The sequence below is a fragment of the Faecalibaculum rodentium genome (assembly GCF_001564455.1).
Taxonomy (GTDB): domain Bacteria; phylum Bacillota_I; class Bacilli_A; order Erysipelotrichales; family Erysipelotrichaceae; genus Faecalibaculum; species Faecalibaculum rodentium.
Map to the genome: position 1 here is coordinate 699,565 of NZ_CP011391.1, position 19,905 is coordinate 719,469.

Genomic DNA, 19,905 nt, shown 5'->3' on the forward strand with positions numbered 1-19,905 from the left:
TACGAATGGCTGCAACCAATATTGGAAAAGTATCACAGGTCATGGGACCTGTTGTGGATGTCAGGTTCGAGCAGAACCATCTGCCCGATCTCCTGACAGCCATTGAAATCAAACGCCCCGGAGAACCGGACCTGACAGTGGAAGTGGCACAGGGCATTGGTGCGGACACAGTCCGCTGCATTGCCATGGGCAGCACAGACGGCCTGGTGCGGGGCATGGAAGCCGTGGATACGGGCAAGCCGATCCAGGCGCCAGTGGGCGAAAACATTCTGGGGCGCATGTTCAATGTCCTGGGACAGCCCATTGACGGACTGGGGGATGTGCAGACCGAGGAAAAGATGCCCATTCACCGCAAGGCGCCGTCCTTTGATGAACAGTCCACATCCAGTGCCGTTCTGGAAACCGGCATCAAGGTCATCGACCTGCTGTGCCCGTATGCCAAGGGCGGCAAGATTGGTCTGTTCGGCGGTGCGGGCGTGGGCAAGACCGTCCTGATCCAGGAGCTGATCCACAACATTGCCAAGGAACACGGCGGGCGTTCTGTCGTCGTGGGTGTCGGCGAACGCACACGTGAAGGCAACGACATGTACTGGGAGATGAAGGAATCCGGTGTACTGGACAAGACCGTCCTGGTGTATGGCCAGATGAACGAATCTCCCGGAGCGCGCATGCGTGTGGGCCTGACCGGCCTGACCATGGCAGAGTACTTCCGGGATGTGGATCACCAGGATGTGCTGCTGTTTATCGACAACATCTTCCGGTTCACCCAGGCGGGATCCGAGGTTTCGGCCCTGCTGGGTCGTGTGCCTTCGGCGGTGGGCTATCAGCCGACGCTGGCCACGGAAATGGGCCAGCTGCAGGAGCGGATCACGTCCACGAAAGACGGATCCATCACCTCCATCCAGGCGGTCTATGTACCGGCGGATGATTTGACAGACCCTGCTCCGGCCACAACGTTCTCGCACCTGGATGCCAAGACTGTTCTGTCCCGTGACATTGCAGCCCTGGGCATTTATCCGGCGGTGGATCCCCTGGATTCCAGTTCCCGGATCCTGGATCCGCTGGTGGTTGGCGACCGCCACTACAAGGTGGCCCGCGACGTGCAGTCCCTTCTGCAGAGGTACAAGGAACTGCAGGACATCATTGCGATCCTGGGCATGGATGAACTCTCGGAAGAGGACAAGAAAGTCGTCAATCGCGCGCGTCGTGTTCGCAACTTCCTGTCCCAGCCCTTCAATGTGGCCGAGGTGTTCTCCGGCATTTCCGGTACCTACGTGCCGGTGGAGAAAACCGTGGATGACTTCGAGAAGATCCTGGCAGGGGAGTATGACGATTTGCCCGAGCAGGCCTTCCTGATGGTGGGCACCATCGAGGATGCCATCGCCAAGGCGAAGGAAATCCAGGGTGAGGCTCAGTGATTGAACTGAAGGTCGTCACACCCCGGGGTGTCTATACCGATCTGGACTGCCAGAGCGTGCACCTGAAGAGCAGCGAAGGCGAGTTCACGATCCTGCCCCACCACATGCCGATCATTACGGACGTTGTTCCCTGCCGGCTGGTGGTGAAGACCGATGGCGGCGATACACTGGAGTATGCCATGTCCACCGGATTCATGCAGTTTGCGGATGACAAAATGCTGATTCTGGCGGATGCCATCGAGGGCAAGGGAGAAATCGATCTGGAACGTGCCCAGGCTGCCTACAAACGGGCCAGGGAGCGTCTGGAGAAGAAGGATTCCCATACAAACATGAAACGGGCAGAGCTGTCCCTGCAGCGTGCGATCAACCGGATCCACGTGGGCAGCTGACTCTGACCGTCCAGACAGCAGGTGTCAAAAGGCACCTGCTGTTTTTGAGCCTGAAAACGGGATAAGCCGCAGCGGCAGCAGAAAGCACAGAGAAACTGATGCCTTTTTCTATACAGCAGCAGAAACGGCAGTCTGCAGGAAAGCGGACGGTGCCGATATCCGTTGCAGGGTTTCCGGACAGCCGATACACTGAAAGCATCAGGAACCGCTTTGTTCAGGGGACAGGCTGCAGACGGATGCTTCCGTGAGCCTGCAGGTATCCTTCGGCCGTCGCCTGGAGGTGGATGAAAGGAGACAGACATGATTCGTCCTGAAGAGAAAATCAGAGAGCTGTGCCGGGCTGTGATTCTGGAGACAGACCGTCTTGTGCTGCAGCCGCTGACCCTGGATGACCGTCCGGCTCTGTGCGCCATCCTGCAGGATGACAGAACCATGATCCACTATGGAGGCGCATTTGACGAAGCCATGACAGATGCATGGCTTAAGCGTCGCTGGACTGGTATGAAGCCTTCGGGATCGGTCTCTGGGGGGTCATCCGCAAAAGTGACGGCGTGATGATCGGACAGTGCGGCCTGATCTGGCAGCCCTGGAAAAACCGGCAGGTGCTGGAAATTGGATACCTGTTCAACCGGAAGTACTGGCATCTTGGGTATGCAGCAGAAGCGGCAGCAGCCTGCCGCGATCTGGCACTGGACCGGCTGCAGGCAGAAGAAGTCTGCTGCATCATCCGGGATTCCAATGAGCCTTCGCAGAAAACAGCCCTGGGGATCGGAATGAAGCCTCAGGATGGAGAAGTCAGGCATTGCCGCGGGCAGGACATGCCCCATACCCGGTGTGTTCTTTCACGAAGGCTGCGCGAAGGACAGGAAGCTTAGAGAGAGAAAATACTATGAAACTTGAGACATTTCTTCAGATCCTCGAGCCGGGTCATCTGGTTCGTCCGGTCACAGGCCAGGAAGTGGAGAGTGCCGGTGTGTCCGATTATGAGTGGATGATTCCCGAAGATCTCCTGGAACGGGAAGTGACCGGCATCCGGTGTTTTATTGAACCCGATGATCCGGGGATCCGCCTCGTGATGGAGACCGCAATCGGCAATGCGACCCGTGACAGGGGCTGCTTTCTGGATGACTTTCTCGGTATCCTGACCCTGGAGGAAGAAGCCGAGGTGCATGTACGCCGGGGTAGTGAAAAACTGGGTCATGCCAGTGCGCAGAGGATCGAAGCCATGCTGTCGAATTCGGTCCTGGATAGTTCTGTGGAACGCATCAGCCTGGACCTGAACCGGGAATGGGACCTGATCATGACGGTCCACATCCGGTGACAGGATACATCCTGCAGTCTGTCAGCGTTGTATGAAGACCTGTGTGCTCTCTCTGGTAAAATGACCGGGGAGAGTTTTGTCTATGTTTGTTGTTGTCAGTCTGTTTCTGGCGGCTGCCTCGATCTGGTTTGCGGCTGTCATGATCAAAGAACCCCGCAGTCTGTGGAGCGGGGCATCGTTTCTGTTCCTGCTGCTGCAGCTGGCCGTCTGGCTCATGACAATCCTGTTCATGAACTCGGAGAAAATCATGAACAACCGCTTTGTCATGCTGGTCCTCGCCATTTCGCTGATGCTGGTCATGGTGGTGCTGCTCATGTTTCCTGCTGCATTCATCGGCATCTTTTTTGCGGAGGGAATCAAAAACATCCGCAGGGAAGGGCTGCGGCCCGCCAATGCCCTGTCGCTGCTCTTTGCCGCAGGGCTGGTGGTCTATCTGTTCATCTGGCCGGCGATCGTGGCGCAGATCCGCAACACCTGGCTGTTTGCCTTCTCGGTCATCCTGTCCATTGCCGTCACCTGGCTGCTCGGCATCTTTGCGGTCTTCTGTTTCTCCGCCCTGCTCAATCTCATTCATATGAAGAAAAACCGTCATCTGGACCAGGTGGTGGTACTCGGATCCGGGCTCATGGGAGACAGACTTACACCGTTGCTGAAGGGCCGCATTGACCGGGGAATCCAGGTGCTGGGATACAACCCCGATGCCATCCTGATTCTCTCCGGGGGACAGGGACCGGGGGAGGATCTGCCGGAAGGACAGGCCATGGCTGCCTATGCGCTGGAACAGGGGGTTGACCGGGACAGGGTGCGAATTGAAGACAAGTCCCTGAACACAGAGCAGAACCTTCTGTATTCCAGACAGCTGTTTCAGGGACCGAAAACGGCCATTGTCACCAACCGCTATCATGTATTCCGGGCGCTGGTGCTCGCATGCATGCAGGGAATGCCTGCCATTGGGTATGGTTCCCCGACAAAATGGTATTTCACGCTGAACGCCATCCTGCGGGAGTATGTTGGATACCTGAAGCTGACATGGAAGCGCCAGCTGCTGGTCATTGCCGTCCTGTCGGTTCCTGTGCTGATGCTGGCCTGTGTTTCTGCGTGATGCAGAGGTTGCCGATGACGAAAACGCTGGAGGATATGTCGCTGGAAGAGCTCTGGCAGCTGTTTCCCATCGTGCTGACGTCTCACCAGGACTGCTGGAAGGACTGGTACAGCCAAGAAGCGGCAGCGCTGAAACAGCTGCTGCCGGCAGGAACCAAGGTGCATCACATCGGCAGCACTGCGGTGCCGGGCATCCCGGCAAAGCCGATTGTCGATATCCTGGCCTGTCTTCCGATGGCTGCGGAGTTTCCTGCCTGTCGCCGGGTACTGGAGAAAACCGGCTGGATCTGCATGTCGCAGTCAGACAGCCGGATGTCGTTCAACAAAGGATATACTGACACTGGATTTGCCGACAGAGTCTTTCATCTTCATCTGCGGCTGCCCGGAGACGAGGATGAACTGTACTTCCGGGACTGGCTGACTGCCCATCCCGAGGATGCTGCACTGTATGAGGCACTGAAGCTGGATCTCTGGAGGAAACACGAACACGACCGGGATGGATATACAGCAGCCAAAACCGGATTTGTGGAGCGCATCACAAAGCTGGCCAGGGAAAGGGCGGGCCTGTCAGCCAGAGATCTGCCATGAACAGACGCAGCCGGCAGGGATCGTGAGAAACTGCCGGCATGGGAGATGTCATGTCACGGGGGATCCGCCGTGAAGCACCGGAAAAGGCATACAGGCAGAGTCCGGGTGAATCTCAGAAGACGGACATGTATCTGCGATGCGCTGGACGCCGGATCATGGACGCTGCATATATTGTGGAGTGCAGAAGGAGGGAAGGGCATGCTGTCATGGAAAGAGAGTTTCAGCCCATTCAGTACATTCAGGGAAAATGCTGCAGGTGACGTTGTCCGCAAGACCGAGGACCTGATCCATCATGATACATTCCAGGTTCTGGCGCTGGCGCTTGCGGAAGTCGTCGTGGCCTGGGTGATCTCGGATCTCGTGAAGCGGTTCTGCGACAGGGCTGCAGGGAAATCTCTGAACAGGGGAATCGTGACGTTTCTGGCCTCGTTTCTGTCCATCACCATCCGGATCCTGGGGGTGATCGTGGCCCTGGACCAGCTGGGTGTCTCCATGAATGTGATCATCGGCGCCATGTCCGGCCTGGGTGTCGGGGTGGCCCTGGCACTGAAAAACAACATGGCATCGGTGGCCAGCGGACTGCAGATCCTGCTGACCAGGCCGTTCAAGGTCGGGGATTTCATTTCCATCGACTCCAGTTACGGCACGGTCCTGGCCATTGAGCTGACATACACGACGCTGCTGACCAGTGACAACGAGGAAGTGGTGGTTCCCAACAACACGTTTCTGACAGACAACATGGTGAACTACACCGCACGGGATACACTGCGTTGTGTCCTGGATTTTCCCTGCAGTTCAGCGGATATCCTGCGGTATCTGCCGCAACTGACAGCCTGTGCCGCCGGATGCAGCCTGGTGCTCCAGGATCCGCCTCCGGTGGCGAGGGTGAATCAGTTTCAGTCAGGCGGCCAGGCGGATCTCAAGCTGATCTATTACTGCAGGACAAATCAGTACTGGCTGACACGCGACGAGGTTGCCAAAGCGGTGGCGGGCCTGTTCGAAGAGGGAACCGGGCAGACTGAGCCGGCCAATACCGGCATCTCTGCATCGTCCTGCGCATCAGCGGCCGGCTCACCAGCGGCGGAAAACCAGGGATGAGACACCTCGTTTTGAAGGGAAAGCCAGGGAGACCTGGCTTTATTTCGTTAGATAAATTGTGTCTGTATGTGACTGAGTTTGCTGATTTGTCAAACTGCAGGACCGGTCCGGGACAATCGGCAGGAGAAACCGCGGGTGGTTTCCCGCACATCATTTACATTTGATTCTGACAATTGTACTATTTAAACGTTGAAAAGGAGTTTACAGCAAATGACTATTTCACCGTTACAGAAAGCCCGTTATCAGTACGAGCCCAAACTGCCCGGCATGCTGCGCAGCGGCGTGGACAAAATTGCCGTCAAGGAAGGCGAACCCACACAGAGTGTTGCCGATCAGGAAACCATCAAGTCCCTGTTCCCGAACACCTATGGAAAGAACGAAATCACGTTCGTGGAAGGCGAGAGCACAGCCAGCCCCGACAAACAGGTGGTCGGTGTGATCCTGTCCGGTGGTCAGGCCCCCGGCGGACACAACGTCATCTGCGGCCTGTATGATGCCCTGAAGGCAGCCAGCCCGGAGAACGTCCTGATCGGGTTCAAGAACGGCCCCAGCGGTCTGATCGACGACGATTTTGTCGTGTTCGATGACGAGTTCATCGACAAGTACCGCAACACCGGCGGCTTTGACATCATTGGTTCCGGCCGTACGAAGCTCGAAACCGAAGAGCAGTTCAAGGTCGCTGCAGATGTCGCCAAAAAGCACGGCATGAACGCCATTGTCATCATTGGCGGTGACGACTCCAACACCAATGCGGCGGTCCTGGCCGAATACATGGCAGCGCATGACACAGGTGTCCAGGTCATCGGTGCCCCCAAGACCATTGACGGAGACCTGAAGAACGACGACATCGAAGCCTCCTTCGGGTTTGACACAGCCACCAAGACTTATGCGGAACTGATCGGCAACATTGAGCGCGATGCCAACTCCGCCAAGAAATACTGGCACTTCATCAAGGTCATGGGCCGTTCCGCTTCCCACGTGGCGCTGGAAGCCGCTCTGCAGACACAGCCCAACATCTGTCTGATTTCCGAGGAAGTGGCTGCGAAGAAAATGTCCCTGTCCGAAATCGCCGACTACATTGCTGATTCCGTTGAAAAACGTGCGGCCAACGGTGACAACTTCGGTGTGGCCATCATTCCGGAGGGTGTGGTTGAATTCGTTCCCGAATTCTCTGCCCTGATTGCCGAGATCAATGAACTGCTGGCCGGTGCAAAGGCAGACGAATTCAATGCCCTGCCGACCTGGAAGGAAAAATACGAGTTTATCAAGAACGGCCTGACAAAGGAATCCTTTGAAGTGTTCGACATTCTGCCGGAAAACATTCAGCAGCAGCTGTTCCTGGAGCGCGATCCCCACGGCAACGTGCAGGTTTCCCTGATCGAGTCCGAGAAGCTGTTCTCCGCCCTGGTGGCCAACAAGCTGAAAGAGCGCAAGGAGAAAGGCACCTACAAGGGCAAGTTCTCCCCGCTGCACCACTTCTTCGGCTATGAAGGACGCTGCGCGTTCCCGTCGAACTTTGATGCAGACTACTGCTACTCCCTGGGCTACAATGCTGCCCTGCTGATCCAGAACGGCTTCACAGGCTATCTGTCCAAGATTTCCAACCTGTCCAAACCGGCGGCTGAATGGGTTGCCGGCGGCATGCCCATCACCAAGATGATGAACATCGAGCGCCGTCATGGCGAGGACAAGCCGGTTATCCGCAAGGCACTGGTGGAACTGGATGGAAAGCCCTTCCAGTTCTTCGCAGACAACCGCGACAACTGGGCTGTGGAGACTGCCTATCTGTATCCGGGTGCGATCCAGTACTATGGACCGGAAGAAGTCTGCGACCTGACGACAAAGACTCTGAAGCTGGAACAGGAATAATCATTTTTCCAGTCCAGAAAGAACATGCAAGGAGAAGCGGGAATGCCTGCTTCTCCTTTTTTGGAAAGGAAGTGTGTATATGAAGGAAATGCGTAGTGAGGCAGACAGACAGCATCCTGTACAGCTGGAAACTGATCGCCTGATCCTGCGGCCCTGGAAGCAGGAGGATGCCGAAGAGCTGTTTGGACTGGCCTGTGATCCTGAAATCGGACCCGCAGCCGGGTGGTCCCCGCATCAGACTCTGGAAGACAGCCGCCAGGTACTGGAACATGTGCTGATGGTGTCCGGAACCTGGGCTGTGGTGCTGAAAGCCACAGGAAAACCCGCAGGAAACATCTCGCTTCTGCAGGGAAAGCAGGCCAATCTCTGTCTTGCTGAAGGCGAGGCGGAAATCGGTTACTGGATCGGCCGCGCGTACTGGGGCCAGGGGCTGATTCCGGAAGCGGCTCAGGCCCTGATTGCTCATGGCCGGGAGGATCTTGCGCTGACCAGGATCTGGTGCGGCTGGTTTGACGGCAATGAAAAATCCAGGCGGGTGCAGGAAAAACTGGGATTCCGGTATGACCGAACGGAGTCGGATGTGCCCTGTGCGATCCCTGGCGTGCTGCATACCGTTCATGTCAGCCGACTGGACCTGCAACCCTGAAAACGGAATGGAAATGCTGCCGATTCTCTGAAAACTGATGTAAAAAATTCTGTAAAAATTTCGGTTTTTTCTTGCATCCATGAGAGAACAGGGCTATAGTTAGACCATCCAAAGACGTGAAGCAAAGGCGCTTCAAGTACACCGGTCGCACCGGGTATTTGAGGCGCCTTTTTCTTTGGGGGTCGATCGAAGGGAGAGAGAGATATGATCGAAGAAGCAATCAGCCAGATCTTTGGTATCTGGTACCTGATCGGAGCCGCACTGGTATTCTTCATGCAGGCGGGATTCGCCATGGTGGAAGCAGGGTTCACACGGGCCAAGAACGCCGGCAACATCATCATGAAGAACACCATGGACTTCTGTCTGGGGACAGTGGCATTCCTGATCCTGGGATTCAGCCTGCTGTGCGGCGCACAGGGCAATGCATTTGTGGGATGGGGCGGTCATCCGCTGACAGACTTTGCCGGCACTGACTGGAGCACCTTCACCTTCAACCTGGTATTCTGCGCCACTGCAGCGACCATCGTATCCGGTGCCATGGCGGAGCGTACCAAATTCATTTCCTACTGCGTCTACTCCTTCGTGATCAGTCTCCTGATCTACCCTGTGGAAGCCCACTGGGTATGGGGACCGGATGGCTGGCTGACAGCTATGGGCTTCCACGATTTCGCAGGCAGCGCCGTGATTCACTTCGCCGGCGGCCTGTGTGCCCTGATTGGGGCATCGATGCTCGGTGCCCGCATTGGCAAGTTCAAGGACGGAAAGCCCATGGGCATTCCCGGTCACAACATTGTCATCGGTGCCCTGGGTGTCTTCATCCTGTGGTTTGGCTGGTATGGCTTCAACGGTGCGGCTGCCACAAGCGGTCTGCAGCTGGCCACGATTTTCGCCACAACCACCGTGGCACCGGCTCTGGCGGCCTGCACAGTGATGGGTTTTACCTGGATCAAGTACGGCAAACCGGATGTATCCATGACACTGAACGGTGCGCTGGCCGGTCTGGTGGCCATCACCGCCGGATGCGACGCCGTCAACGTGTGGGGCGCCTGCATCATCGGCATTGTGTCCGGCTTTATCTGCTGTTTCCTGGTGTGGCTGCTGGATTACAAACTGCATGTGGATGATCCCGTCGGTGCCGTGGCCGTACATTTCGGCAACGGCCTCTGGGGTACCCTGGCTGTGGGACTGTTTGCCTGCGGTACAGAAACCATGCCCGAAGCAGCTGGTCTGTTCTACGGCGGCGGATTCCACCAGCTGGGTATTCAGGCTCTTGGTCTGCTCTGCATCGGTGTCTGGACGGGTGTCACGATCTGGCTGACATTCTTCTGCATCAAAAAGACCATCGGTCTTCGTGTCACGCCGCATGAAGAAATTGAAGGTCTGGACAAGGAAGAACATGGTCTGGAAAGTGCCTATGGCGGATTTGTGTTTGAAACCGAAACAGCACCCTATGCGGATGTGGAAGTCGCCATTCCCGCGGATTCCAGGACTCCGGTGGTTGAGGTCCGGGATGCTGTTCCTGCCCGCAAAGTGGCCGGTGAAGGCGATATGTCAAAGGTGACGATCATCACCAAGCCCGACAAGTTCGAGGCGCTGAAGAAAGAAATGGACAAGATCGGCATCGGCGGCATGACGGTGACCAATGTCATGGGCATGGGTGTTCAGAAAGGCCAGAAGCACTATTATCGCGGGGCAGAGGTCGAGAGCCGTCTGCTGCCGAAGATGAAGGTCGAAATCGTGGTCTCCGAGGTGCCTGTCCAGGCAGTGGTGGATGCTGCAAGACATGCACTGTATACCGGCAGCATGGGCGATGGCAAGATCTTTGTCTACGACGTCAACGACGTGATCCGGATCTCCAGCGGCGAGACCGGCAAGGATGCCCTGCAGTACGAAGACTGACATCGGTTCTTTGCTGATTTGATTCCTCCTGTAACTCCAATACGTCAAAAAGCGCGCGGGATGAGCTCCGGGCGCTTTTTCGGGTATGGTATGCAGGCTGAAGTCAAGCCGGGCCGTCATCATCGGCAGAAACCGGTATCAGACAATCGTCATGCACAGGAACTTGACTGTCAGCGCATGCGTTCCTGCATGTTCCATCCCGGACCGGCAGTTTGCGCCAGACCGTGAAATACATCGTCACGTAGCAGGCAATGCCGCCAATCACGTTGGAGACAGGCTCTGCTGCAAACACACCCAGGACCCCGAACTCCCGTGGCAGCAGGAGGGTCAGGGGTACCACCAGGATCACTTTTCTGAACAGCGAGAAGAAAATGGCCTGGCTGCGTTTTCCCAGGGACTTGAACACCGTCTGTCCGGAAAACTGCAGGGCCTGGAACACGAATGCAAAGAAATAGACATGCAGGCCAGTGACAGCGGTCTGACACAGAACTTCGTCGGAGGAAAACAGACGGGTGAAAAAAGCGGGAAACAGCAGGATCATCCCCCAGATCATGAGGGAATACCCGATACACAGCCCGGTGAGGATGGCAATGGCACTGCGCAGGCGCCGGTACTTCATGGCACCATAGTTGAAACTCAGAACCGGACTTGCCCCGTCCCCGACACCGCTCAGCGGGGTCTCCATGATCTGGCGGACCGAAGCCACGATGGTCATGACAGATATATACAGATCGCCTCCATATACAGCCAGAGTGCTGTTGGCAACTGCCTGCACAAGGCTGTTGGTGACCTGCATGATGAACGTGGCTGTCCCCAGGGACAGGATCCGCATAATACGGTCAGCTGCAAGACTGGCTTTCATCCATGTCACAGAGAGAGTCTGTGTGGCATTGGGGCCTGTCAGAAACCGAAGGACAAACAGGGACGAGACAATCTGGGAGATCACGGTTGCAGCAGCGGCACCCTGTATTCCCCAGCCGGCAGCAAAAATGAAGACCGGATCCAGGACGATGTTTGAAAGGGCGCCAATGAGCACCGTCATCATGCCGATCAACGGAAACCCCTGTGCGTTGATATACGGATTCATGGTCAGGGCAACCATCGAGAAGACTGTGCCGGCCAGCACCGGCTGCAGATAGGCAATCCCGGTTTGCAGGGAAGAGCCGTCTGCGCCAAACAGGGTCAGGATGGGACGGGCAAAGAGTTCCCCCACAACGGTCAGGACGATCCCGGTCAGGACGGTGAGCACGAACGACGCATTCATGTACAGCCTGGCTTCTTCGTGATTGCCCCTGCCGTTTTCCATGGCCGCCAGCGGGGCTCCTCCGCTGCCATACAGGTTGGCAAAGGCGGTGATCAGGGATATGACCGGAAAACACAGGCCGATTCCCGCCAGGGCTGAAGCACCCTGACCGGGGATCCGGCCGATGTACATGCGGTCGACAATGTTGTAGAGCAGGGACAGGATCTGCGCAAAGACCATGGGACCGGCAGCGAGCATCACGGCTTTGAACAGGCTGCCGGACCCATAGTCGATCTGTCGGATGGTGTTCTGTTTCATGTCACAAGTGTACCGCTGATTGACAGGAACGGAAACCGGTCCTTCCGGTCCGCTGTATCCGGACGCATGCAGAAAAAGCGGACAGCCGTAAACGTATCGGCTGTCCGCTTTCCTGTTTCAGGTAAAGAACCTGGTCAGATCATGATGGGCTCAAAGTCGCTGGCCGGGTGTTTGCACCAGGGGCAGATGAAATCGGCAGGCAGGTCTGCGCCTTCATAGATATAGCCGCAGATGATGCACCGCCAGGCTTTCCGGCCTTCTTTTTTCTCTTCCTGCCGGGGCTTGATATGCTCGTGGTAGTAGGTGTAGCTGGCAGAAGGCACGTCGCTCAGAATGTCGGCATTGGTCACGAACCCGATGTACATCAGGTGGGTGCCCAGATCGATTTCTTCATCCACTTCGCACTCGATCCAGGCATTGGCGCCCCTTGTCTGATAGGGAACACCATCCGGCGTTTCGGCCTTTTCCTTCCAGTCGGCAAACTTGTCAACGTCTTTGCCGGACTGGAAACCAAAGTGACGGAAAATGTCAAAATCCGCCTTTTCGTCCAGCACCGAAACAACAAACCGGCGTGATTTTCGGATCAGCTGTCCGGTAAAGCTGTTCTTGTTGACACAGATTGCCATCTTCAACGGGGTGTCTGTCACCTGCATGGCAGTGTTGATGATGCAGCCGGAGCTTTTTCCATCAGCAGCGGCACTCAGAACAAACAGTCCATAGGTCAGATTGCGCATTTCTTTTTCGAACATGATATTCCTCACTGTTTCTCTCGTTCCATTATCTTCCAAACCGTGGACAAAATCCGGCGGCGTGCCTCAAAGTTCTCTGGCAGCGGTTTCATGGAGAGGCACAGATTGACACCTCCCCAGAGAGTTAGTTACTATTAACTGGTATTAGGAGGGGCTAACTATGCTGAACAAAAAGCTGCTGCAGGCTGTACCCGAAGCCATGCCGTACATCAGACGCAATGTGCTGTTTCAGTGGCTGTCCATGCTGTGTGGAATCACCGCCTATGGCGTACTGGCGCTTGTGTCATCGCAGCTGATCCTGGAAAGGTCTTTCACCGGACTGGGTTTCCGGCTGTGCATTCTTGCGGCTGCTCTTTTCGGACGATGGTTCTTCACTCTGCGAGCAGTGCAGGCGAGTGCGGGTGCCAGCGAGAGTGCCAAGCGTACGATCCGGAAGCGCCTGCTGGCGAAACTGGCTTCGCTTTCCTGGGATGAGAGTTCGGCCTGGAACACGAGCGAACTGGTGCAGCTGGCCGGAGAGGGAACCGAGCAGCTGGAATCCTATTTTGCGAGCTATATACCGCAGTTTTTCTATGCTCTCCTGGCTCCTCTCACGCTGTTTGTCATCACACTGTTTCTCAATGTGCCTGCGGCATTCGCACTTCTGCTCTGTGTACCGCTGATTCCTGTCAGCATTGTGGCGGTGCAGAAGTTTGCGAAGAAACTCCTTGCGAAATACTGGGGGCAGTACACCACGCTTGGGGATTCTTTCCTGGAGAATCTGCAGGGGCTGACGACACTGAAAATCTATCAGGCGGATCAGGCGCGGCACGAAAAAATGAATGAGGAAGCGGAGAATTTCCGGAAAATCACCATGCGGGTGCTGATCATGCAGCTGAACTCCATCTCTGTGATGGATCTTGTTGCCTATGGGGGAGCTGCCCTTGGGATGCTGCTGGGGATCCTGGCATGGCGGACCCACACCATGTCCCTGTTCCGGGTCCTGTTCCTGATTCTGATCGCCTCGGAATTCTTTCTGCCCATGCGGGCACTTGGCAGTTTCTTCCACATCGCCATGAATGGACAGGCCGCTGCCGAGAAGCTCTTCACGATTCTGGAAACCGTTTCCCGGGTCCCCGGAACCGGGATTCCTGACTCTCTGGACATTGAAGCCCGAAATCTTGGCTGGGAATACGAACCGGGCCACCCTGTGCTGCAGGATGTGTCTCTGCATATCAAGCCGGGGGCATCCATTGGCATTGCGGGACAGTCGGGCTCCGGCAAAAGCACACTGGCGGCTCTGATCCGCGGACGACTGTCGGACAGCGGTGTCACCATTGGCGGCGTACCGGTGCCTGACATCAATCCGGCCTGGCTGCAGGAGAACCTCACAGTGCTCGACCATCATGGCTTTCTGTTTGAAGGCACCATCCGGGACAACCTGTGTCTGGCGGATCCCGAAGCAGAGGATGAACAGCTTGTGCGGGCCATGAAACAGGCGGGAATCAACCTGCCGCTGGATGCACCGGTGCGGGAAAACGGGTCGAATCTTTCGGGAGGACAGCGACAGCGGATCGCACTGGCCCGGGCGCTGGTTAAGGATGCACCGGTCCTGATCCTGGATGAAGCCACCAGCGCGGTGGATGCGCAGAGCGAGAATGCCATCATGCAGGCGGTCAAAGGCCTGAAGGACAAGACACTGATCATCATTTCTCACCGGCTTGTCAATCTCCAGGATACCGGGGAGATCCTGGTCCTCGATCATGGCAGACCGGCCGGATGTGCTTCACATGACAGTCTGCTGAAAGAATCCCCTGCTTATGCCTCGCTCTGGAATGCACAGCAGGAGCTTGAACGCTACGGAAAGGAGTCCGCATGAAACCGTTGACGATCCTGCGCCGGCTGATTGGTCAGGTCCGGTCCATGACCGGCTGGATGGTCCTGGCAATTCTTCTGGGTGTTGCCGGATTTCTGGCTGCCATCCTGATACCGGTCCTGGCGGGAATGGCACTGTTTGAAGGTGGGCCCGTCCTGCTGTGGATCATGGGTCTCTGTGCTGTGCTGCGGGGGGTGCTCCGATATGGCGAACAGGCCTGCAACCATTACATAGCATTCCGGCTCCTGGCCAGGATCCGGGATCTTGTGTTTGGAAAACTCCGGGCGCTGGCCCCTGCAAAACTGGAAGGCCGCCGAAAAGGCGACCTGATTTCTCTGATCACCAGTGATGTTGAGCTGCTGGAAGTGTTCTATGCACATACCATCAGCCCTGTGGCCATTGCGCTGATCGTCAGTCTGATCTTTGTGGCCTGGCAGACATCGCTGAATCCCTGGCTGGGTGTGGCAGCTGCGGGGTCTTATGCATTTGTGGGGGTGATCCTTCCCTGGATGCAGTCCAGGTCTGCGGCTGCGCTCGGCAAGACATACCGGGAGGAATCCGGCAGGCTGACGGCTGTGGTGCTGGAAACCATCCGCGGGCAGATGGAGCTGCGTCAGTACGGCGCGCAGGAGCGGCGTCTGCAGGATGTGCAAGCCCGGACAGCAAAGCTGGCGGAAACAGAGGACAGATTGAAGAAACTGCAGGGCAATGCCCAGGGTACAGCGGGAGTGGCTGTGATTCTCTGTGCAGCAGGACTTCTGCTTCTGGGCGGATGGCTGCATCGCGGGGGGCTGCTGTCAGCCAGAGATCTGGTGATTTCGTTTCTGGTCCAGATTTCCAGCTTCGGGCCGGTGATCGCTCTGTCAAATCTTGGCACTGGTCTGTCCCAGACACTGGGGGCGGGGGAACGGATCCTGTCCCTGCTGGATGAATCCCCTGCAACGCCGGACATAGCCGGTCCGGCAGACGATCTGTCGGACATGGCGCTCGAGAATGTTTCGTTCGCCTACGAATCCTGTCAGACACCGGTACTGGAGAACATGTCGCTGCAGCTGCCCGCGAGCGGGATCCTGGGGGTATGCGGTCCTTCCGGCTGTGGAAAAAGCACCCTGGTGCGGCTGCTGATGCGGTTCTGGGATCCCCGGTCGGGACAGGTGACTGCAGAAGGCAGAGACCTGCGGAATCTGCCCACAGCCACCCTTCGGCAGGCACAGGCGTTTGTGACCCAGGATACAGATCTGTTCCATGCCACCATTGCGGAAAACCTGTGCATTGCGAAACCGGACGCCACTCGGGAAGAACTCGAGGCAGCCTGCCGGAAGGCCGCCATTGATGATTTTATCCGGACCCTGCCTCAGGGCTATGACACCATGGTGGGAGAACTGGGGAGCACGCTTTCCGGAGGGGAGCGTCAGCGCCTCGGGCTGGCGAGGGCTTTCCTGCGGGAGGGGCAGTTCCTGTTTCTGGATGAACCCACCAGCAATCTGGATTCCCTGAATGAAGGCATCATCCTGCAGGCTATTGACCGGCAGATGCAGGGTAAAACCGTGGTGCTGATCACACACCGGAAGTCCACACTGGGATTCGCGGATGAAATCCTGCAGATGCATCCGGTTCACAGCGATCACAGTGACCGAAATGCCGGTCTGGTCACAGAGAAGAAACGCCGGCTGAACAGCGCAATGCAGAAAGGAATCAGAGGATGAACGGGAAACTGAAACCGCAGACGGGCAGCCGGAGAACGGGCCTGGAGACAGAAAACGGACAGCGGCAGGCTGTGGAAGAAAAACGGCAGCTGGAGAAGGACACTGTATCGACCATGATCGACATCCGCTACAAGGGAAGCGCGGAGGGGGAAGCCCTGAAGGCCTATGCCTGTGCACGCATTGACAAGTGTCCGTTCATGGCTGAAAAGACATTCTGTTCCCAGTGCCGTGTTCACTGTTACTCCCCTGAACAAAGACAGCAGATCCGCGAAGTCATGAAGTACAGCGGTCCCCGGATGCTGTTTCGCAAGCCCGGGATGGTGATCCGTCATGCCCTTGCAGGAAAGGATCCCAGGAAACTGCTGTATCTGTGCCTGGGATTTGTGGGACTTGGTCTCGGTGCCATTGGTGCGATTCTCCCTTTGCTCCCCGCATTTCCCTTCCTGCTGATGGCGGCCTGGGGATTCGGGAAAAGCAGTGACCGGCTAAACAGCTGGTTCTGCGGGACCAGACTGTACCGGGAAAACCTCGAGGACTGGGTCCGGGAACGGGGAATGACCAGGAAAGCAAAAATCCGTGTCATGTGCGTCATTACAGCGACCATGCTGTTCGGGTTTGTCATGATGGGAAGAGTGCCATGGGCGCAGGCAATCCTGCTGATGGTCTGGATCGGTCATGTGGTGTATTTCCTTCGCGGGATCCGTACATTGAAGGTCCCTGCAGCTGACTGAAGCTGTGAGGACGTTTGACGAATGTGTCAGGCAGGCTTTGTGCCTGACTTCCGGCTGCTGCGACTGTGGATGGTGCAGTGGGGTGCCGCTTTGCGGGCTGTGAAAGCAGTCTGCATTTTTTTTGTATCCGGAAACGGCAGGGTGCCGGCCGTGATGGTTTGATGACAGCCAGACTGAAGAGAGGGGAAAACAAAAAAACTCCCCGAGGGGAGCATTGAACTGGCAACTTCCTATTTTTGCCTTTCGGCTATCGTCGGCGTTGATGTGCTTGACTTCTGTGTTCGGGATGGGAACAGGTATTTCCACATCGCTGTCGTCACCAGAGCTGGGGCGGCTGACGCGATTCGAACGCGCGAGTGACGGAGCCACAATCCGCTGTGTTAACCACTTCACCACAACCGCCATGTGCCTTTCAATTATAAGAAATGCACAGATGCTTGTAAAGGATAAAATTCAGAATTTTGTTCAGTTTTTCAGGCAGCTGTTGATGCCGGCCAGTCTGTGTCGCATCCAGATATATTCCAGCGCCCAGATGACTGAAAAGATTCCGCTGAAAGTCAGGATGTCCAGGACCACATCCTGCATAGTCAGCCGGATCCACCCGCAGCACACGCCAGCCAGCACCTGGGTTCCGGCGCCAAGAACAAAGAATACAGCCGTTCTTAATCCCAGTGACCAGTTCTCTTTCTTCCAGATCAGACTGGCGCCTCCAAAAACAGCCCCGATCACCATCAGCCACAGGGTCTGCACAGCTGCGGCTCCCACTTCACTCCCGGTTTGTGTCACAAGCCATGGACCGGTATACAGGAAATCTCCTGTCCCCGCAGCTGCGGAAATCCCCAGGGAAATGAACACCCCGATCATGACACCCAGCGGCATTCCCAGAAGGATCCGCATCCAGAACTGTTTTTTCATATACCCAGTACCTCCCTGATTTTCTTTACACTTCTTCTCGCGACATACGACCGGTGGCCATCTTTCATCCGTACTTCGATGGTACCGGCAAGCGACATGTCAAAACTCTCGGCGTGATCCAGATTGATGATCTCGCTCCGTGAGATCCGGACAAACCTGGAAGGGTCCAGCCTTGCCTCCGCTTCGTAAAGGCGGAGTTTCAGGCGCCATGTTCCGTTTTGTGTCTGTACATAAACGTCTTCGCCATCTGCCCAGAGTCTGCTGACAGAATCAGGATCCAGCAGTTTTGCGCGACCATCCTGTATGGCGCATAACCGGCGGGTCTCCAGACTGGCAAGCAGTCCCGCCGCTTTGTGGACTTCGTCTGTCACAGCGGGTGTCTCGATGATTGCCAGGGGTTCTGTCCTTCGGCTGTTCAGTCTGATTTCTGTTTTCATGGGTTCATTATCCCGGAATGATCCGGATCTGTCCTGCTTTCTTCGACAGACGGTCGAATGTGCCCGACAGACGGTTTCGCTTGAAGCGGTGAACTGTGTGGATGGCGGATACCGGAGACCGTCCGGATTTTCGGCCTTCACATTCTGGACGGGAAGGCTCCGGAATTCCGGCAGGGAAGCAGATAGGACAGTTTCGATGCGGATTTCAGGTCACTGCTTCAGATTGAAGTGGAGCAGCCTCAAACCGTTCAATGAACGGCCGTTTGATTTAAATGGATGTACAGATGTAACAGTGTTTTTTGATAACCGTCCGAATATGCTTTGACAGAACCAAATATTCCACTTTTGTGACAAAAAATGCAGTGTCAAAGGGCTTTCCCTTGTCGCCTTTCCTCTATTGATGCAGGGCTCATGGTATACTGAAACCGTAAAATCCGGTGAATCAGAGAGGACTCCTGTCTCACCGGTGCTGTTCATGAAGGATGATCCGGTAAAACAGGCATTCTTCGCAAAGTTTTAAAATGTAGTACAGTGTTGTGATTCCGTCCAATGACCAACAGCATATCGTCGGATATGGGTTTATTACGTTTTATTTTGTTGGGTTAGAGAGGGAATTTATGCAAGTCATCAGGAACCTCTTCCGTAAAAACAGATTTCAGGAGGGGGACATTGTCTATCTTCAGCGTCATGACAGGAAGACACTGATCTGCCTGGCAGATGGCAGGGTCATTACCACGTACGAGCCGTTGAAAAATGTCATGACCGAACTGAGTTCGGATGTGTTTGAAAATATCAACAAAGGGATCGTGATCAATCACGCCTTTGTGGATCGGGACATTGACGGTTTTGTGGTGCTGACGGATGGAAGCGGCTTTTCGAGACGGAAGAAGCCGCTGAAGAAAGTGGAAAGTCCGGAAGAACTGAGTCCGGAGGAACGGCTGAAAAAGGACATTCGCTTCCTTGTGGCTCCGGGAGTCCGGATCGAGAAGCTGGATGATCCGGCAACGGAAACCACACGGAATTCGGAGTGGAAACCGGACGGAAATCTCCGGCAGACTGCTGTATTCGAAGCGGAAGGCGGCTGGGTGCAGATAGAATTCACGCCAGTTGAAAAACGGGTCTTTTCCGGCCGAACCGAGAATCGGCGGAAAAGACGGACTGCCAGACAGGTCTGAAATGACCTGTCTTTTTTCGGAACCGGCCGTCACAGGTGACAGTTTTGCGTTTTGTGAATCTATATGAAAATCATGGTTGCGTCCTGACTGTTTGGATGATATTATGAGTGAGCGTTGAAAAACAGCCCCTGATAAAAGTCTGGAGATGTACTCAAGAGGCTGAAGAGGTGCCCCTGCTAAGGGTATAGGTCGGGTTACCGGCGCGAGAGTTCAAATCTCTCCATCTCCGCCATTTTTTTAAAGATGTTAATGGTCCAGTGGTGTAGTGGTTAACATGCCTCCCTGTCACGGAGGAGATCGTGGGTTCGAGTCCCATCTGGACCGCCATTTTTGCAGATGTAGTTCAATGGTAGAACACGACCTTGCCATGGTCGATACGGGGGTTCGATTCCCCTCATCTGCTCCATCTAGTTGCGAAATGAGCCCGGACGGGTTCGTTTTTTTTTT

General features: G+C 55.8%; 19 protein-coding genes, 4 tRNA genes and 1 rRNA gene. 18 read left to right on the forward strand and 6 right to left on the reverse strand.

The annotated features are described in order from the left end of the window. Positions 1-5 precede the first annotated feature (5 nt). The 11 genes from atpD (at position 6) to aalo17_RS03520 (ending at position 10,329) form a co-directional block, all read left to right on the forward strand. Positions 6-1,418 (forward strand): F0F1 ATP synthase subunit beta, encoded by a 1,413-nt coding sequence (gene atpD, locus aalo17_RS03475; protein ID WP_067555661.1) that lies wholly within the window; start codon positions 6-8, stop codon positions 1,416-1,418. Continuing rightward, positions 1,415-1,807, forward strand: coding sequence for an ATP synthase F1 subunit epsilon (gene atpC, locus aalo17_RS03480; protein ID WP_067555665.1), 393 nt, complete (start codon positions 1,415-1,417; stop codon positions 1,805-1,807). Before atpD ends, atpC begins: the two co-directional genes overlap by 4 nt. A 300-nt stretch (positions 1,808-2,107) precedes the next feature. Next, a complete protein-coding gene (locus aalo17_RS12930) occupies positions 2,108-2,362 on the forward strand; it encodes a GNAT family N-acetyltransferase (protein ID WP_203225841.1) in 255 nt (84 codons plus the stop codon). Further along, positions 2,362-2,682: a GNAT family N-acetyltransferase gene (locus aalo17_RS12935; RefSeq protein ID WP_203225842.1), complete on the forward strand. Its 321-nt coding sequence runs from the start codon at positions 2,362-2,364 to the stop codon at positions 2,680-2,682. The genes aalo17_RS12930 and aalo17_RS12935 overlap by 1 nt, the downstream gene beginning before the upstream one ends. A 14-nt stretch (positions 2,683-2,696) precedes the next feature. Then, positions 2,697-3,128, forward strand: a complete 432-nt coding sequence (locus tag aalo17_RS03490; RefSeq protein WP_067555668.1) for a hypothetical protein — start codon at positions 2,697-2,699, stop codon at positions 3,126-3,128. Positions 3,129-3,210: 82 nt separating this feature from the next. Further along, entirely contained in the window at positions 3,211-4,230 is a 1,020-nt protein-coding gene (locus aalo17_RS03495; RefSeq protein WP_067555670.1) for a YdcF family protein, read from the forward strand. Positions 4,231-4,244: 14 nt separating this feature from the next. Then, positions 4,245-4,817 (forward strand): GrpB family protein, encoded by a 573-nt coding sequence (locus aalo17_RS03500; RefSeq protein ID WP_067555673.1) that lies wholly within the window; start codon positions 4,245-4,247, stop codon positions 4,815-4,817. 198 nt (positions 4,818-5,015) lie between these two features. Beyond that, positions 5,016-5,915 carry a mechanosensitive ion channel family protein gene (locus aalo17_RS03505; protein ID WP_067555676.1) on the forward strand — a complete coding sequence of 300 codons (900 nt, stop codon included), beginning with the start codon at positions 5,016-5,018 and terminating at the stop codon, positions 5,913-5,915. A 210-nt stretch (positions 5,916-6,125) separates the two neighbouring features. After that, positions 6,126-7,784: a diphosphate--fructose-6-phosphate 1-phosphotransferase gene (locus tag aalo17_RS03510; protein WP_067555679.1), complete on the forward strand. Its 1,659-nt coding sequence runs from the start codon at positions 6,126-6,128 to the stop codon at positions 7,782-7,784. Between the two features lie 79 nt (positions 7,785-7,863). After that, the gene (locus aalo17_RS03515; RefSeq protein ID WP_236940502.1) at positions 7,864-8,430 is read left to right on the forward strand and encodes a GNAT family N-acetyltransferase; all 567 of its coding nucleotides are present in this window, start codon (positions 7,864-7,866) and stop codon (positions 8,428-8,430) included. A gap of 204 nt (positions 8,431-8,634) precedes the next feature. Further along, a complete protein-coding gene (locus aalo17_RS03520) occupies positions 8,635-10,329 on the forward strand; it encodes an ammonium transporter (protein WP_067555681.1) in 1,695 nt (564 codons plus the stop codon). Between the two features lie 103 nt (positions 10,330-10,432). Here the strand turns inward: aalo17_RS03520 and aalo17_RS03525 are convergent, their stop codons facing one another. Both aalo17_RS03525 and aalo17_RS03530 read right to left on the reverse strand, forming a co-directional pair. Then, positions 10,433-11,890, reverse strand: a complete 1,458-nt coding sequence (locus aalo17_RS03525) for an MATE family efflux transporter (RefSeq protein WP_082743219.1) — start codon at positions 11,888-11,890, stop codon at positions 10,433-10,435. Positions 11,891-12,024: 134 nt separating this feature from the next. Next, entirely contained in the window at positions 12,025-12,639 is a 615-nt protein-coding gene (locus aalo17_RS03530) for a flavin reductase (protein WP_067555684.1), read from the reverse strand. A 160-nt stretch (positions 12,640-12,799) separates the two neighbouring features. On the opposite strand from aalo17_RS03530, the gene aalo17_RS03535 reads away from it, so the two are divergent. Genes aalo17_RS03535 through aalo17_RS13240 form a run of 3 tightly spaced genes read left to right on the forward strand, consistent with a single transcriptional unit; the run spans position 12,800 to position 16,931 of the window. Further along, positions 12,800-14,497 carry an ABC transporter ATP-binding protein/permease gene (locus aalo17_RS03535; RefSeq protein ID WP_067555687.1) on the forward strand — a complete coding sequence of 566 codons (1,698 nt, stop codon included), beginning with the start codon at positions 12,800-12,802 and terminating at the stop codon, positions 14,495-14,497. Beyond that, positions 14,494-16,200, forward strand: coding sequence for a thiol reductant ABC exporter subunit CydC (gene cydC, locus aalo17_RS03540; RefSeq protein WP_203225843.1), 1,707 nt, complete (start codon positions 14,494-14,496; stop codon positions 16,198-16,200). The genes aalo17_RS03535 and cydC overlap by 4 nt, the downstream gene beginning before the upstream one ends. After that, positions 16,197-16,931 (forward strand): nitrous oxide-stimulated promoter family protein, encoded by a 735-nt coding sequence (locus aalo17_RS13240; RefSeq protein WP_082743220.1) that lies wholly within the window; start codon positions 16,197-16,199, stop codon positions 16,929-16,931. Before cydC ends, aalo17_RS13240 begins: the two co-directional genes overlap by 4 nt. Before the next feature lie 217 nt (positions 16,932-17,148). Here the strand turns inward: aalo17_RS13240 and rrf are convergent. The 4 genes from rrf to aalo17_RS03565 form a co-directional block, all read right to left on the reverse strand. Next, a 5S ribosomal RNA gene (gene rrf / locus aalo17_RS03550) occupies positions 17,149-17,255 on the reverse strand. Positions 17,256-17,257: 2 nt separating this feature from the next. After that, a tRNA-His gene (locus aalo17_RS03555) sits at positions 17,258-17,333 on the reverse strand. A gap of 63 nt (positions 17,334-17,396) precedes the next feature. Then, positions 17,397-17,846, reverse strand: a complete 450-nt coding sequence (locus tag aalo17_RS03560; protein ID WP_067555691.1) for a DUF3021 domain-containing protein — start codon at positions 17,844-17,846, stop codon at positions 17,397-17,399. Continuing rightward, complete coding sequence (locus aalo17_RS03565; protein ID WP_075884779.1) at positions 17,843-18,283, reverse strand: LytTR family DNA-binding domain-containing protein; 441 nt, start codon at positions 18,281-18,283, stop codon at positions 17,843-17,845. Before aalo17_RS03565 ends, aalo17_RS03560 begins: the two co-directional genes overlap by 4 nt. Positions 18,284-18,900: 617 nt before the next feature. Between aalo17_RS03565 and aalo17_RS03570 the strand changes: the two genes are divergently transcribed. The 4 genes from aalo17_RS03570 (at position 18,901) to aalo17_RS03585 (ending at position 19,864) form a co-directional block, all read left to right on the forward strand. After that, positions 18,901-19,458, forward strand: coding sequence for a LytTR family transcriptional regulator DNA-binding domain-containing protein (locus aalo17_RS03570; protein ID WP_067555696.1), 558 nt, complete (start codon positions 18,901-18,903; stop codon positions 19,456-19,458). A 141-nt stretch (positions 19,459-19,599) separates the two neighbouring features. After that, positions 19,600-19,690, forward strand: a tRNA-Ser gene (locus tag aalo17_RS03575). A 19-nt stretch (positions 19,691-19,709) separates the two neighbouring features. Then, positions 19,710-19,785: transfer RNA gene (locus aalo17_RS03580), tRNA-Asp, on the forward strand. Between the two features lie 5 nt (positions 19,786-19,790). Next, positions 19,791-19,864, forward strand: a tRNA-Gly gene (locus aalo17_RS03585). The last annotated feature ends 41 nt before the right edge of the window (positions 19,865-19,905 follow it).